This window comes from Variovorax sp. GW821-FHT09D07 (assembly GCF_059416345.1).
Map to the genome: position 1 here is coordinate 737,506 of NZ_JBWKOY010000002.1, position 16,327 is coordinate 753,832.

6 protein-coding genes are annotated in these 16,327 nt (G+C 66.8%); all 6 read right to left on the reverse strand.

The window, feature by feature from the left end; all coding sequences use genetic code 11:
* Positions 1–3 precede the first annotated feature (3 nt).
* On the reverse strand, positions 4–1,686 hold the full coding sequence (locus AC07OX_RS09735; protein ID WP_495260492.1) for a type I secretion system permease/ATPase: 1,683 nt from the start codon (positions 1,684–1,686) through the stop codon (positions 4–6).
* A gap of 31 nt (positions 1,687–1,717) precedes the next feature.
* Positions 1,718–1,987: a hypothetical protein gene (locus tag AC07OX_RS09740; RefSeq protein ID WP_495260491.1), complete on the reverse strand. Its 270-nt coding sequence runs from the start codon at positions 1,985–1,987 to the stop codon at positions 1,718–1,720.
* A 41-nt stretch (positions 1,988–2,028) separates the two neighbouring features.
* Positions 2,029–13,023, reverse strand: coding sequence for a peroxidase family protein (locus AC07OX_RS09745; RefSeq protein WP_495260490.1), 10,995 nt, complete (start codon positions 13,021–13,023; stop codon positions 2,029–2,031).
* 496 nt (positions 13,024–13,519) lie between these two features.
* On the reverse strand, positions 13,520–13,972 hold the full coding sequence (locus tag AC07OX_RS09750) for a hypothetical protein (protein WP_495260489.1): 453 nt from the start codon (positions 13,970–13,972) through the stop codon (positions 13,520–13,522).
* Between the two features lie 14 nt (positions 13,973–13,986).
* Complete coding sequence (locus AC07OX_RS09755; RefSeq protein WP_095744458.1) at positions 13,987–14,760, reverse strand: LuxR C-terminal-related transcriptional regulator; 774 nt, start codon at positions 14,758–14,760, stop codon at positions 13,987–13,989.
* Between the two features lie 858 nt (positions 14,761–15,618).
* On the reverse strand, positions 15,619–16,305 hold the full coding sequence (locus AC07OX_RS09760) for a response regulator (RefSeq protein WP_095950012.1): 687 nt from the start codon (positions 16,303–16,305) through the stop codon (positions 15,619–15,621).
* Positions 16,306–16,327 lie beyond the last annotated feature (22 nt).

Below are 16,327 nucleotides of genomic sequence, written 5' to 3' on the forward strand. Positions count from 1 at the left end.
CGCTCAGGCGGCCTTCTGGTCCACGATGGCCTGGGCCTGGCGCTGCATGTCGCGCATCACCTCGCTCGCCGGGCCGAACTGCTGGATGCGGCCCGCGGCGAGCACCAGGATCTTGTCCACGTGGGCGATCAGCGACGGGCGGTGGGTGACGACGACCGAGGTCACGCCCGCCTGGCGCAGGCCGCTCATCGCCTGGGCGAGTGCGACTTCTCCCGCGCCGTCCAGGTTGGAATTCGGCTCGTCCAGGATCACCAGCTGCGGGTTGCCGTACAGCGCGCGGGCGAGCGCGATGCGCTGGCGCTGGCCCGGAGACAACCGCGAGCCGTGTTCGCCCACCGGCGTGTCGTAGCCCTTCGGGAGGGTCAGGATCATGTCGTGCGCATTGGCGCGCACGGCGGCGGCAACCACCGCTTCGGAGTCCACCTTGTCCAGGCGCGCGATGTTGTCCGCCACGCTGCCGTCGAAGAGCTCGACGTCCTGGGGCACGTAGCCGATGTAGGGGCCCAGTTCTTCGCGCGGCCAGTACGACACGTCGGCACCGTCCAGGCGGACCTTGCCGCTGCTGGGGCGCCACACGCCCGTGAGTACGCGCGCGAGGGTCGACTTGCCGGCTGCGCTCGGGCCGACGATGGCCAGGGCCTCGCCCGGCGCCAGCGCGAAGACGATGTTCGAGAGCACCAGGGTGTCCGAGCCGGCCGCGCGGTACGAGATGTTCTCCGCGCTCAGGCGTCCTTCGGGGCGCGGCATGGCGACATGCGGCTCGGTGCGCTCGAAGTCCTTCGACAGTTCCTGCAGGCGCCCGTAGGCCGCCCGCGCCTCGATCAGCGTGCGCCAGCTGCCCACGAGCTGCTCCACCGGCTGCACCGCGCGGCCCAGCAGGATGCTGGTGGCGATCATCACGCCGGCGGAAGCCTGCTGGCTCAGCACCAGGTACGCGCCCAGGGCCAGCATGAGAATCTGGATGGCCTGGCGCGCGGCCTTGGTCCCGGCGGTGAACGCCACGGTGCTGCGGCTGGCGCTGGTCTGCATGGTCGCGATCTGGTCCTGCAGCGCCCGCCAGCGCACCAGCAGGCGCTGTGTCATTCCCAGGGCCTGCAGCACTTCGGCGTTGCGCAAGGAACTCTCGACGTATTGCGCGGCGCGGCGTCCTTCGTTCTGCAGGGTTTCGAGCGACCGGCGGCTGATGCGGTCGTTGAGCCAGGCCAGGCCCAGCATGAGGACCGCGGAGAACGCCGCGCCCAGGCCGAGCGCGGGGTGGAACATCCAGATCACGAACACGTACACGAACACCCAGGGCGCATCGAACACCGCGATCAGGCCATTGGCGGAGAACACGGCGCGAAGCGCGGCCACGTCGCGGATTCCTTCTGTCCTCACGCCGCTCGGGGCGCGTGCGGCGCGCTCCACGATGGCGTTCACCACCGGTGGGGAGAGTCGCTCGTCCACCATGATGCCCACCACGTTCTGCAGCCGGGTTCGCAGGTAGTCCAGCAGCAGCAGGATGAACAGCGCCACGCCGGTCCCGGCGAGCAGCACCAGCAGCGTCTCATGGCTGCTGGTCGAGATGACCCGGTCGAACACCTGCAGGGTGAAGAACGCGGGCACCAGGAACAGCAGGTTGATGAAGAAGGAGAACGCCGCGATGTACAGCAGCAGCGGTCGCAGTTCCATCCACAGGGTTTTCATGTGCGTCTCCTGTGGTTCTGTGGGGCGTTGCTCAGTTGACCTGCGGGACCTGGGCCGCGGCCTGCGCCGCGGCTTCCAGCGACTTCACCCGCCGCACCAGCCGGTCGATGGTCACCATCTGCGCCGAGTAGGCGCGCGACAGCTGCTGGGTCGCGTCGCACAGGCCCTGGATGGCGACGCTCAGCTCGTCCTTCTTCGCGTTGACCATGCCGATGCGCGACATGATCAACGTCGCCACCTCGCGCGGGTCGGAGATGGAACGAGGGGCCTGCTGCGGGCTTGCGTTGTTTTTCTCGTCCATGTCGTTCTCCGTGGTCAAGGTCGTTGAAACGTTGGCGGTGCTCATGCCGACAGCACGAAATCGGCCTGCGTGATGGTGTTCGTTCCGACCCCGTTCACACCCATCAGCAGGATGCTTTCCAGGCCGTCGAACTCGACCAGCGTGTCGGCGCCCAGGTCGGTGATGGACACGTTGGCGGCAAAGTTGCCGGCGTTGATCCCCATCGCGGAGATGTTCAGCCGGTCCTGCCCGTTGAGCAGGTTCCCGCTGGCATCGAAGCCGAGGATCGTGTCGTTGCCGAACCCCGGCGCGAACACGAAGACGTCGTCTCCCGTTCCGCCGTCCATGGTGTCGTTGCCCGTGCCGCCGGTCAGCCGGTCCGCGCCCGCCCCGGTGCTGAGGGTGTCGTTGCCGCCACCGCCATCCACCACGTTCGCGGCATTCAGGAGGGCCACGGGCGCGAAGCTGATGTTGTCGTTGCCCTGGCTGCCGATCACGTTCTCCACCGAGCTCAGCGTGTCGGTGCCGGTTTCGGCGCTGGTGGCGGAGGTCGGCGTGACCGTCGCACCGGCCGAGGTGGCGGACAGGTCGTAGGTGTCGTTGCCGATGCCGCCGGCGTAGCTGTCGTTGCCGTCGCCCACCGTGGCGATGAAGGTGTCTGCGCCCGCATCGCCGTCCACCGTGTCGCTGTCCAGCCCGCCGGTGAGCCTGTCGTCGCCCGCCTGGCCGTTGATGGTGTCGTTGCCCGAGCCACCCAGCACGATGTCGTCGCCGGCGCCGGCGCTGATGGTGTCGTTGCCGCCCTGGCCGTCGATGAAGTTCGCGCCGCCGTTGACGACGATGATGTCGTTGCCCTGGCTGCCGATGATGTTCTCCATCGTGTTGAGCGTGTCGGAGCCGATCTGCGCGCTGGTCGCGAGGTTGACCGTCACCGTCGCGCCGGCCGTGGTGGCCGACAGGTCGTAGGTGTCCACGCCGGCCCCGCCGACATAGCTGTCGTTGCCGTCGCCGATCGACGCGACGAAGCGGTCGTCGCCGCCGCCGCCGTTCAGTGCGTTGGCACCGGTGTTGCCGGTCAGCGTGTCGTTGCCGGCACCACCGGTCACGTTCTCGATGTTCGCCACCGATTCGAAGCCCGTGGCCGTGCCGGTGGCCAGGTTCACGGTGACGGCCGTGGTCGTGGCACCGTAGCTCAGGGTATCGACGCCGCCCTGGAGGTCGGCCGTGACCGCCTCGACGTCGGTGACGGTGCCGCCCGCCAGGGACGCGATCGCCGTTCCCGTCAGCACCACCGCGAGCGTCTGGCCCAGCGCCGTGCCGGCGATGGTCAGCCGGTCGTTGGCACCCGCGCCGCCGTTGATCGTGTCCGAGCCGTCGCCGACGAGGTAGTGGAAGAGGTCGTCTCCCGCGCCGCCGCTGACCGTGTCGTTGCCGGCGCCGCCGGTGAGCGTGTCGTTGCCCTCGCCACCGGTCACGGTGTCGTTGCCGCCGCCGGCGTCGATGACGTCGTTGCCGCCCTGGCCGTCGATCACGTTCGCACCGCCATTGACGACGATGCTGTCAGCGCCCTGGCTGCCGATGAAGTTCTCGATGGCAGAGAGCGCATCGGTGCCCGTCTGCGCACCCGTGGCGGTCGTCGGGGTGATCGTCACGCCCGCGGAAACCGCGGACAGGTCCAGCGTATCGGTGCCGCCGCCGCCGGTGTAGCTGTCGTTGCCGTCGTTCACCGTCGCGACGAAGCGGTCGTCGCCGCCGCCGCCGTTGAGCACGTTGGCCAGCGCATTGCCCACGAGCACGTCGGCGCCGCCGCCTGTCGTCACGTTCTCGATGCCGGCGATCGAGGTGAAGCCCGAGGCCGTTCCGGCCGTGAGGTTCACCGAGATGGCCGCGGCGCTGGTGTAGGTCAGCGTGTCGACGCCGGCCTGCAGGTCGGCCGTGACCGACTCGACATTGCTCACCGTGCCGCCGGCCACCACCGTGAGCGCGGTGCCGTTGTAGCTCACCGCGAGCGCGTCGGCCGCCGCCGTTCCGATGACGTTCAGGGTGTCCAGCCCCGCGCCGCCGTCGACGGTGTCCGTGCCTTCGCCCATCGTGTAGTTGATGGTGTCGTTGCCGGCGCCGCCGGCGATGCTGTCGCTGCCCGCGCCGCCGTCGATGAGGTCGTCCTGGCCAAGGCCGTTGATGGCGTCTGCGCCGCCGCCGCCGAAGATCACGTCCTGGCCTTCAGTGCCCGTGAGGACCTGGGCGGCGTTGTTGGCCGCGATGAAGTCGCCCGTGACCACGGTGGCCGCGGAGCGCACCGTCTCGAGCGCGCCCGCATCGTCCGTGAAGCTCACCGTCAGGCGCAGTTCGCGGTTGACCTGGCCGGCGCCCGGCGTGAAGGTCGCCAGGGTGGCGCCCGCGATGGGCGTGAACCCGGCGGCGCCGCCGCCGACACCCGTGTTGACGGCCTGTTCCCACTGGTAGCTGAAGACGGCGCCCGTCAGCCCGTCCACGTCGCTGATGCCGAGGGTCGATGCCGTCAGCAGCTGGCCTTCGGTCGGCGTGGTGTCGCTGATCGTCGGCTGCCCGGTGGCCGCGGTGTTGAGAGCCAGCGGCGCGGTCGTGGCGGAGTACACGTTCTCCAGCACGTCGTTGGCGTCCTTGTAGACCGCCCGCACGCGCAGCGCCAGGCCGAGCTCGAAGGTCCGCGGCGTGAAGCTCGTGCCCGTGGCCCGGGCCACTTCGCCGCCGGCGTTCTCGATCAGGATGTCCTCGAAGATGCCGGGGCGGACCTCGGCCTGCCAGAAGTAGGCGATGGGGCCGGTGATCGCACCGTCGGGGTTGGTCGCGCTGACGTTGTCCGGATCGGTCACGCCCAGGGCCGACACGGTGAGGGTCGCGCCCAGGGTGGGCGTGGTGTCGCTGAGGGTCAGCTGGCCTTCGGGATCGAGGTTGAAGCCTTCTTCCGCAATGAACGCCGCGCCATCGGAGAACTGCAGGCGCTCGATGTTGCGCACCACGTCGATGCCGTCGGCGCCGGCCACGCCGTCCACGACATGGCTGATGCGCCAGACATCGTTTTCGAGGAAGGTGATCTCGTAGTTGCCGAAGACGTCCGAGAAGACGGCCGTGTCGAAGTCCGGCGCATCCGACATCAGGATCTCGCGGGCAATGGTGAGTTGACCCGGGTTGTAGGTGCCGTCGAAGACGCGCCCCTGCAGCTCGAGGTCGGTCATGGTGTCATAGCTCGCGATCTCGGCGCCCGTTCCGTCGGCGTTCTCCCGCACGCTGATGCGCACGTTCAGCCAGGCATCGCCGTCGATGATGTCGTTGCCGCCGCGGCCCTCCAGCAGGTCGCTGCCGCCGCCGCCCAGGATGATGTTGCCGGCGAACGAAGTCACCGGCCCGTCCATCTCCATGCCGACACCGAGCACCTGGTCCAGGAGGCCCTGCAGGCCGTCGATGAGTTCGATGTGGGTCAGCACGCTGCCGGTGGTGCCCGACAGCGCCATCGCGGCCGCATCGTTGTCGTCGCCGCGCAGGACGTCGGCGTGCGCAGAGCCCGACATGCCCTCGACCGACGTGAACCGCGCCAGCACGGTCGCGTTCGAGATCGGCACGGGCGTTTCGTCGAAGGCGCGAAGGAACAGGTCGGCCGTGACGCCGAAGGCGTCGTCCTTGAACCCGGCCCAGTCGAAGCCGGAGCCGCCTTCGTAGCGGTCCACCTGCCCGCCGTTGCCGAACATGATGTCGTCGCCGCCTTCGCCGTCCATCCGGTCGGAGATCGAATTGCCGATGAAGACGTCGTGGCCCACCACCTGGTCGCGGGCGAAGGCGTCGAAGTTCTCGCCGGCGCTGCCGTCGGCCATGCCTTTCTCGATCCAGTCGTCGCCTTCGTTGCCGAACACGAACTCGTTGCCGCGGGCGCCGAGGATGAAGTCGTTGCCCGTGCCGCCGAACGCCTCGGACGGGTCTTCACCGGTGACGATGAAGTCGTTGCCGTGGCCGCCCAGGATCAGGTTGATGCCGTTGCCGCCGTGGATGGCGTCGTTGCCGTCGCCGCCCTGCATGTTGTCGTCGCCACCCAGGTCCGTCATGATGTCGTCGCCGGCCCCGCCGAAGACGAAGTCGTTGCCGTCCCCGCCTTCGAGCCGGTCATTGCCGGCGTCGCCCCAGAGCGTGTCGTCGCCGATGCTGGAAATGATGGTGTCGTTGCCTGCGGTACCGCCCAGAACGACGTGGTCCTCACCGCTGTACTGCAGGTAGTTCGGATCGGCCGCTTCGGTGCCGGGGTTGTTGCGCAGCACCAGTGGCGTCAGGCTCCCCTCGGCCGTCGGATCGTCGCGCCCGTCGAGCCCCAGGCCCGTGAACTGCCGGGACGGGTCCACCTCCAGCGTGAACCCCGGCGTCGTGAAGATGTCGCCAGGCAGGTGCTCGACATCGGTGTTGGCCATCACCAGCCGGGCGAAGGAGTTGTTCTCCAGCTCGGTGAGGAAGTTCAGGCCCTGCGTGCGCTCCAGGTAGTAGAAGCGGTCGCCGTCCTGCAGCTTCTCCATCTGCTCCTCGAAGACGAAATTGAAGGTCGAGCCCAGCAGGCCGCCGAACGGCATCTGCTTTTCGGCCAGGCCGCCGATCCACAGGTCGATGTCGTCGACGCCGGTGGTCGTGATGCCGGCCTCGTCGGCGTAGGCATTGCGTCCGTACAGGAAGTCGAGCCGGTCCTCCGGCGCACCGATGCCGCCGTAGACCAGTGCCACCGCCGCCGCGCGCTTCTCGATCAGGGTGTCGGCGGCGGCCAGGCTGGCGTGCACGCCGTAGGCCGCAATGAAGTTGACCACCGAGGCCTCATGCTTGATGTGCTGCATGAAGTCGACCCAGTTCGCGTAGGGCTTGAGCTGGCTGTCACCGGTCACGCTGTAGAAGTCGCGCCGCGCGGCGTTGAGTGTCGGCACGCCGGTGTCGCGCCCGCGCACGATGTTGATCGTCGCCAGGTCGAGCGGCAGGCCGAGCAGGTTGTTGCGCAGGGCCTCGGTCACGAACTCGTCGATCTCGTTGCCCTGTTGCCGCGTGAGGCCGCGCGCGAGCGCGCCGGCCGCTTCATCCGCCGTGATGCCGCTGGCGGCGAACGCGAGCGGATTGAGGAAGGCCTCGATCAGCCCGAGCTGTTGGGTGGGGTCGGCCGTGCCGCCGATCACGTTGAAGTCGACGTCGAAGCGGTCCACCGTCTCCGTCAGCATCGAGTGGCCGAAGCGGTACACGGTGTGGGCGAACTCGGCGACGATCGATGGATCGATCTCGGTGTCGTAGACCTGGGTGGCGGCAAAGAAGATGTCGATCTGCGGCTGCACCTTGCGCGCGAACTCCTCGAACACCAGGTGCTGGTACTGCATCTCGGTGCCGAAGCGGGCCGCCTGGAACAGGCGCTCGCCGTCCCACGAGCCATCGGGCAGGTGCCATTCGGCAATGAAGGCCGCGTCGCCCGACGCCATGATCACCGCCTTGGTGTGTTCGACCAGCCGGTTGTGCTCGGCGTGGAACACATGGTGAATGCTGGTCAGCGCGATGTTTTCGTTGACCCGGCCGTCGCCGGCGATGTAGTGCGCATCGAGCAGTTCGTCGTCGTAGAAGCCCGCGGCCGGCGTGCCGCCGATCTGGTCGTCGGCATCGGCCGTCAGCGCGACGCCCTGGCTGTTCACCGGGTTGGCGGTGTGGGCGATGTCGGCCAGGAACACGTGGCCCGTGCGCACGGCCAGGCTGGCATCGATCGGCGCGCCCGGCGAGCCCGAGGCCAGCGTGCCGCCGGCCTGCAGCACGATCTGCGCGAAGCCGGTCACCGGGTCGGGAATGAAGTTGCCGTACTCGTCGGCCGCCAGCAGCGGCAGGTTGAGCGCGTCGGCATTGTCCAGCGCGATGCCCAGCAGGTCGCGCGCCTGCGCCTTGACCACCGCCCAGGTGGCCATGCCGCCCAGCTCGATGTCGTCGGCCGTGCCGAAGAGGCCGTCGGCACCGAGGTCGCGGTTGGTGATCAGCCGCCCGGTGGCGACCGGCTTGCCTTCGGCGTTGAGCTCATAGGCGCGCAGGAAGACCTGGTGCGACGGGTGCGACGTGTAGGTCTGGTTCTGGTCGATGAACGGCGTCGTGAGGTTCGTGGCCTCGTGCGTGGTGTCGTCCGCGGTGCCCATGACGCCGTCGGCGCCGGGTCCGGCAACCTGGGTGGCGCGCGTCAGCACCAGGAAGTTGCTGTTGCTGCCCGACACATAGAGCGGATCGTCGGGCTGCAGCGGGACGAAGATGGTGCCGTTGCCGCCCTTGGCCACGAGGTCCAGGCCGTGGTCGAAGAACTGGCCGAAGAAGGTCATGAAGGCGTTGAACGGCGCCGACAGGCCTTCGTCCGGCGCGGTGTTCGGAATGACCAGCAGGGTGCCGACGGGAATCGCCACGCCGTCCAGGTCGTACAGGACACCGTCCACCAGCGTGCCCAGGCCCGCGTCGACGAATGCGCTCACCGCCGCCGGGTTGTTGCTCGTCATGTCGACGATCAGGTTGCTGATGATGCGCGGGTCGGCGTCCACCACATTGCCGCTGGGGCCGTAGTCGGTGTTGGTGAGCGTGCCCCCCGGGCCGAGGTTGATGCTGTCACCGTCCTGGTCGTTGCGGAACACCGGATCGACCAGGCGCGGGAACACCTGGTCCGCGGCGCCGAAGCCGGACTGGCCCTGCACCAGGTTGTTGTAGGAGCCGTCCACCGTGCGCAGGCCGAGCGGCGCGCGCGCGTTGTCCAGGATGTCGGTCAGCGCCTCGCCGTTCGCGTGTCGCTCCGAGATCTTGATCTGCTCCAGGATGAACTGCAGGTCGGACTGGAGGAAGCGCACGCCCGCGCTGTCGACCAGCGCGGAGGAGGGCGCCGGCGCCGGCGGCACGACGGCCGCCACGCCGGTGACCGCCGCGGTGGGCGTGGAGTACACGGTTTCCAGCACGCCGTCGGCATCGCGGTAGACGGCCCGCACCCGGATGGCCAGGCCGTCGAAGGGCGCGGTGACCCGGAAGGTCGTGCCGTTCACCGTGGCGGGCTGGCCGCCGCCCAGGTCGATGATGTCGCGGAACACGCCCGGCGCGCGCGTCGGGTCGGCCTCGTACTGCCACGTGTAGCTGATCGGCCCGGTGACCGTGCCGCCAGGATTGTCCGCATCGGTGAGGGCGGCCGACACGCTCAGGAGCTGGTTGATCTGCGGCGTGTCGTCGCTGATCGTGACCGAGCCGCCCGGTGCGTTGTTGCTGCCGGACAGCAGCTGGACGGTGTCGGAGAACTGCAGCCGCTCGATGTTGCGCAGGATGTCGGTGCCGTCGGTGCCGACGTTGTCGGTGACGGTGGTGCGGCCGTCGGCGCCGGTGGTGACGGTGTAGTTGGCGCGCAGCCCGGAGAACATCGCGGTGTCGTAGTCGGCACTGTCGGACATCAGGATCTCGCGCACGATGCTGAGCTGGCCCGGGTTGATCTCGCCCGAGAGCATGCGCGGCACCAGCTCCTTCAGGCTGTCGACGCTGGTGAGGCCGGGCACGCCCGAGACGGCGATGCGCACGTTGAGCCAGGCGTCGCCGTCGATGATGTCGTTGCCGCCGCGGCCCTCGATGAGGTCGCTGCCGTCGCCGCCCAGGATGATGTTGCCCTCGCCGAACGAGGTCATGCCCGCGGGCAGCAGGCCTTGCAGGCCGTCGATCAGCGCGATGTTGGTGAGCACGCTGCCGGTCCAGCCGGCCTGCAGGATCTCGACGGCGTCGGCGTCGTCGCCGCGCAGGAAGTCGGCGAAAGCCGATCCCGAGAGGCCTTCGGTGAAGGCGAAGCGGTCCATCATCGCGGCGTTCGAGTTGACCACCGGGGGCACCACGAAGTCGTTGACGATCATGTCGGCGGTCACGCCGTACTTGTCGAACTTGTAGCTGGCCCAGTCGAAGCCGGAGCCGCCGTCGAAGTGGTCTTCGCCGTCGGAGCCGGTGAAGATGTCGTCGCCGCCTTCGCCGATCAGCTCGTCGAAGCCGCCGCCGGAGATCAGGACGTCATTGCCGATGACGCTGTCTTGCACGAGCGGGTCGAAGCTGTCGCCCGTGGTGCCGTCCTGGGTTCCCAGCTCGATCCAGTCGTGGCCCTCGTTGCCGAATGTCGGCAGGTTGCCCTTGCTGCCCAGGACAAAGTCGTTGCCCTGGCCGGCAAAGACTTCGGAAACGTCCTCGCCGGTGATGATGAAGTCGCTGCCGTCCCCGCCGATGATGAGGTTCGCGCCGTTGCCGCCGTGGATGACGTCGTTGCCCTCGTTGCCCTTGAGCACGTCGTCGCCGCCGCGGTCCGTGATGATGTCGTCGCCCGCGCCGCCCTCGACCTGGTCGTTGCCGTCGCCGGACTCGATGCGGTCGTTGCCGCCGTCGCCGTAGATGGTGTCGTCGCCGATGCTGGCGATCAGGGTGTCGTTGCCGGCGGTGCCGCCGAGCACGACGTGTTCGTCGCCCGTGTAGCGCAGGTAGGTGGTCTCCACGGCCGCGGTCGTGGGATCGTCACGGATCACCAGCGGTGTGAGTTCGGTGCCGCCCTCGGTCGGGTCGCCGTGGCCGTCCACGCCGATGCCGGTGAACTGGCGCAGCGGGTCGACTTCGAGGATCAGGCCCGGGGTCGAGAAGATGTCGGCCGGCAGGTGCGTGGCGTCGGTGTTGAGCATCACCAGCTTGGCGAAGGTGTTGTTCTCCAGTTCGGTGAGGAAGTTGAGGCCGGCCAGACGCGAGAGGTAGTAGAAGCGGTCGCCGTTCTGCAGCGCCTCCATCTGCGACTCGAAGACGAAGTTGAAGGTCGAGCCCAGCAGGCCGCCGAAGGGCATCTGCTCTTCGGCCAGGCCGCCGATCCACAGGTCGATGTCGTCCACGCCCGTGGTGGTGACACCGCCGACCATCGCGTAGATGCCCGTGCTGTTCAGGAAGGCGAGCCTGTCTGCTTCGTCTGCAACGAAGCTGCGCTCCGCGGCCGTGCCGGCGTTGAGAACCACGGTGCCGCCGAAGACGAGTGCGGCCGCCACGGCCCGCTTCTCGGCCATCGTGTCGACGTCCGTGGCGGTCAGCGCGCCATGCGTGCCGTACGCCGCAATGAAGTTGATGACGGAGGCTTCATGCTTGAGGTGCTGCGTGAGGTCGACCCAGCTCGTATAGGGCTTGAGCTGCGGGTCCGCGGTCGAGGTGTAGAACTCCCGCCGCGCTTCGTTGAGCGTGGGAATGCCGGTGTCCCGGCCGCGTGCGATGTTGATGGCGGCGAGGTCCAGCGGCAGGCCCAGGAGCTGGTTGCGCACCGCGTCGGTGACGAACTCGTCGATCTCGTTGCCCACCTGCCGGGTCATGCCGCGCACGATGGCGCCGGCCGCCTGCTCCGGCGTCAGGGCGCCGTCGTTGTTGAACCCGATCGGGTTGAGGAAGGCATCGACCAGCGCGAGATCACTCGACAGGAAATTGGGGTCCAGCCGGTCCACGGTCTCGGTCAGCATCGTGTGGCCGACGCGGAAGACCGCGTGTGCGAACTCGGCGACGATCGCCGGATTGATCGTCGTCTGGTAGTTGGTTTCGGCCAGGAACTCGTCGACGGCCGGCTGCATCTTGCGCGCGAACTCTTCGAACACCAGGTGCTGGTACTGCATCTCCGTCGCGAAGCGCGCGGCCTGGAAGATGCGCTCGCCGTTCCATGAGCCGTCGGGCAGCTGCCATGAGGCGATGAACGCAGCGTCGCCGGTGGCCAGGACGGTGGCCTTGATCTCTTCGGCCTGCCGGTTGTGCTCGGAGTGGAAGACGTGGTGGACGGAGGTCAGGGCGATGTTCTCGTTGCCGCGGCCGTCGCCGGTGATGAAGTGACGGTCCAGCAGCTCGTTGTCATAGGTACCGGGTTCCGAGAGGCCGACGGCCGAGTCGCTGTCGGGCGCCAGCACGCCGCCCACGAACACGGGGGCCGCGGCATGCGCGATGTCGTTCAGGAAGGCATGGCCGGTGCGAACGCCCACGCTGGCGTCGAGGGGCGCGCCGGGCGTGCCCGAGGCGAGCCCGTTGCCGTCCGGGTCCAGCGGCCCGCCGACGTCGGCGGCTCGCAGCACGATCTGCGCGAAGCCGGTCACGGGATCGGGGATGAACTTGCCGAACTGGTCCGTCGCCAGGAGCGGCAGGTCCAGCACGTCGGCGTCGTCGAGCTGGATGCCGAGCATCAGCGCCTGCGCCTTGACCTGGGCCCAGTTGGCAAGGCCGCCGTCGGCGCCATCGAGCAGGCTGCCCGTGGCCACCGGACGGCCGTTGGCGTCGAGCACGTACTCGCGCAGGAACACCTGGTGCGAGGGATGCGAGGTGTAGGTCTGGTTCTGGTCGACGAAGGGCGTGGTCTGGTTGGTCTGGTCGCCGTTCGCATCGCGCGTGGCGCGCGACAGGATCATGAAATTGGGGGCGCCGGGGGTCGTACTGAACAGCGGATCGTCCGGCTGCAGCGGCATGAAGATCATCTCGGTGCTGCTCTTGTTGACCAGGTCGAGGCCGTGGTCGAAGAACTGGCCGAAGAAGGTGAACCATGAATTGAAGGGCGCCGACAGGCCTTCGTCGGGGCTGGTGTTCGGAATCTCCAGCAGCGTGCCGGGGGGAATGACGACGCCCTGGAGGTCGTACAGGACGCCGGCTGCGTCGAGCGTTCCGAGGCCCGCGGCCACGAAGGCGCTCACCGCCGCGGGGTTGTTGCTGGTCATGTCGGCGACCAGGTTGCTGATCAGCCGCGGGTCGGCATCGACCACGTTCCCGGCGCTGCCGTAGTCCGTGTTGGTGATCCCTGCGAAGGCGTCGTCCTGCTCGTTGCTGTAGGTCTGAGGCACCAGCTGCGGAAACGGGTTGTCTGCGGCACCGAACTCGCTCTGGCCCGGCATCAGGTTGTTGTACGACCCGTCGACCGTCCTGAGGCCGAAGGGCGCAAAGGCGTTCGGGACCAGGCTGGCGGGGTCCGCTCCCGCTGCTTGTGCTTCCGCAATGAGAATTTGTTGAAGAATGAATTCGAGATCGGACCTGATCAGCGTGGCCATTTCTATTCTCCTCAAGACGAACGACTTTCAATGCAGCCCCGGTCCCGCCTACATGGCGAAAAGGCTCATGTAGCGTGGCTCAGGAGTGACCGCGCGCCTGGAATTGCCAGCCGCGGGTTTTTCGAGGAAGTGATGCAGCGCGTGACCCGGTGGCGGTCACGCCTGGGGAGCGGCTAGGGTCGTCGTCGGCCGCTCAGGCACCGCAGCGGGGCGGTGCCGCAAATATCCATTGCGCGATGCCGGTCAGGCGCGATGCCGGCATGGAGATGAAGCCCGCATTTCATGCGGACCTTGATTCGACACTTGTTCATGCGATACCCCCACCATGGATCCTGTCAAAAAGAATCTAGGTCGGCGCGCCGAAAGTCGTTGCCGCTTGTAAGCGGACGGCAACCGGTGGTCGATTGGTTGTCTTCGAAAACGAAGGTGCTAATTATGAGAGGCCATCTTCAGGAATGCAACTTTCTCACATACAAATTAACTGACGAGAACCTGACTACGCGCGCCAGAGCCAAAAAAAAACAGCGACCGCGGCGACACCGCCCGAAATCAGGGCGATCAGCGCCATTTCCGCATGGCCGCCATTGCTTTTTTGGGACGCCGCAGCGAAAGCGGGAGGGCGTTCATTGCCGTGTGGCGGGCTCGCGAAGGGGCTGTAGACGGCGGAGCCGGGGCGCTCCGGGTCACCGCTTCCTGTGGTGGCCGCCGGATTGTCGGGAGAGGCCGTCACCGCGGCCGCGTCGCTTGCGACTTCGCCGTCCGCAACGCCGCCATCCGGGTTCTCGTGCGCCGCAACGGCGGCCGACGTCGCTTCCGTCGCGATCGCCAGGTCGGCGCACATGACCTGCGTGGCCCAGGCCGCGACAAGCATGGCCTGGACGAAGGGCCGCTTGTCGAGCGCGCGACGAGGGCGCGATCCGGCGGCGAAGGGGCAATCGATCGAAGTCATGGGGTCGTTGCCCTTCAGATCAGGCCCGTGTGAACGGCGAAGTTCACCGCCTGGGCGCGCGAATGCACATGCAGCTTCTTGTAGATGCTCTTGATGTGCACATTGACGGTCTGGCCCGTGATGCCGAGCTTGGCGCCGATCTCCGCGGAAACGTAACCCGAGGCCACGCAACGCAGGACCTCGCTCTCTCGCGGCGTCAGTGTCATGTCGCGCGACGGCGGTCTCGGCGGCGACGGCGCCTTGTCGGCGACCGGCTCGCGGGGGTGGTAGTCCAGGCGGTGCAGCAGGCGCCGCGTGAGTCGGGGCGTGATCGCGGCCCCGCCGTTCACCACGTGCAGCACGGCATCGGCAAAGCTTTGCAACCAGGCGTTCTTCAGGAGGTACCCCATGGCACCCAGTTCGAAGGCGCGCAGCACGTGGGCATCGTCCTCGAGCGAAGAGATCACGATGACCTCGCTGCTGCGGTGCAGTCGGCGTGCCTCGGTGATCAGCTCGAAGCCCATCTCGTCGCCCAGCTGCAGCTCGAGCATCAGCACGTCGAAGGTGTGCGTGGTCAGCAGCCGGCGTCCCTCGCGAACGCTGTCGGCCTGGCCTTCGAGCTGGATGCGCAGGTCCGACAGCAACTCCTGGGCGATCACCCGGCGCATGTACTCGTCGTCGTCGACGAGCAGCACGCGCACCGGCGATTTCTCCTGGCCGATCAGGAAGTCCGGCCACAGCCTCGCGGCGGGCGCGCAGACGCCGACGGAGGCCTTTTCGCCAGAGCTGATGAGCCGGTGATCAAGCATGTGCCTGCCCCGGTTGGTGTGAGCGACGCAGGCCGGTCGTTGCGAGCGTGGGCGGGGAGACGCAAAGGTCGTCCATCGAGCGCTCCGGGGCCACTTTCCCCATCGGCGGCAAAGCAGGTTGGGGTTTCATACATTTTCAATAGAAAAATGAAAGGCAAGTGCCGAATTGAATGTTTTCTATGAGTTTTAATTGAAATTCAATTCGGCCGAGGCTTGCGCAATCCTATGAACTTGACGGGACGGTTGCGCGGGTCTTTTGCTCCTGTTTGTGGAAAGACATGAGTGTTTCAAAATGGAACTACCTGAACCATGACGTTCGATATACCTAATTTCTATGTTTTTGAGGCTGATCGTGAAAAACGACGCATTGTTCGCCAGGTGAGCAATGCTGGTTGAAAAGTGGAATGGGTTTATTTATGCGAGGAAATTTTGAAAATAATGAAATTAATCAAATATGAAATTCATTTCTGATTGGGTATTTGGTGTTTGACGAAATAAAATATTCAAAAAACCAATTGAAACCGTGGAAATAATTTGATTATTGAAATTCCGATGATATTTGAATTGAATGAAATCTTCTATTAACCAAATTGTCTTTTATTAGGTTTTTATTTTGTGAGCTTATTCTCTCGCTTGATCATGATTTTTTCAATTCAATTGAAATTCAATTTCTTTGAGGTGGCACGAAATACGGTGCCGGATCTTTTCCTCCTCTGCCACTCCGGTGCGCTCCCGCACGCCAGCTGATCGCAGCAGGCGGTGATCGGAAAAGCGGGGAAATGGCGGGTCCCGGAGGGGCATGCCCACGCTGAGCGGCCCGCAGTGGGCGCCCCGAAGGACGGGGCGGGCAGGGCGCTGTCAGTGCGCCATGGCGTCGAGGTGGTGCTTGACGGCGTAGATGTAGAGCTCGAGCCGGTTCGTCACGCCGAGCTTCTGGTAGATCGACGTGAGGTGGTTGCGCAGCGTGTGCTCGGTGACGAAGGCCTGCCCGGCCAGGGTCTTGTTGGAGGCGCCGCTGCCGTGCACCACGGTGCGGACGATGTCGCGCTCCTTCTGGGTCAGGCTGGCCTGCCTGACGGACTCGGGGTCGGCTTTCGGCGGCTTCTTCACCGAGGTGAGTTCCGAGAGCACGCGGCCCATGGTCGGGGCGTCGACGCAGAGCTCGCCGTGGTGCACGCGTTCGATCGCATCGAGCACCTGCTCGGCCGAGGCGTCCTTGCGCATCACGCCGCGTGCGCCGCGCAGCACCGCGAGGTCCAGGGTGCGCTGCTCGCGTTCGCCGGTCAGCACGACCACGCGCGAGACCTCGTTGGACAGCAGCTGCGGCAGGATGTCCAGGGCGCAATGGCCGTCCAGGTCGAGGTCGAGCACGATGACGTCGGGGGCCAGGCTCTGCGTGTGCGCCACGGCCTCTTCGCAGCAGCTGGCGGTGGCGACGACCTTCATGCGCGGCTGTTCGCCGTCGATCAGCCGGGACAGGCCCCACAGCATGGTCTGGTGATCGTCCACCAGCAGGACGCCGATGGGATGGGCTTCGGTTTGCATGAGGGGCTCCTCGGACTGTTGT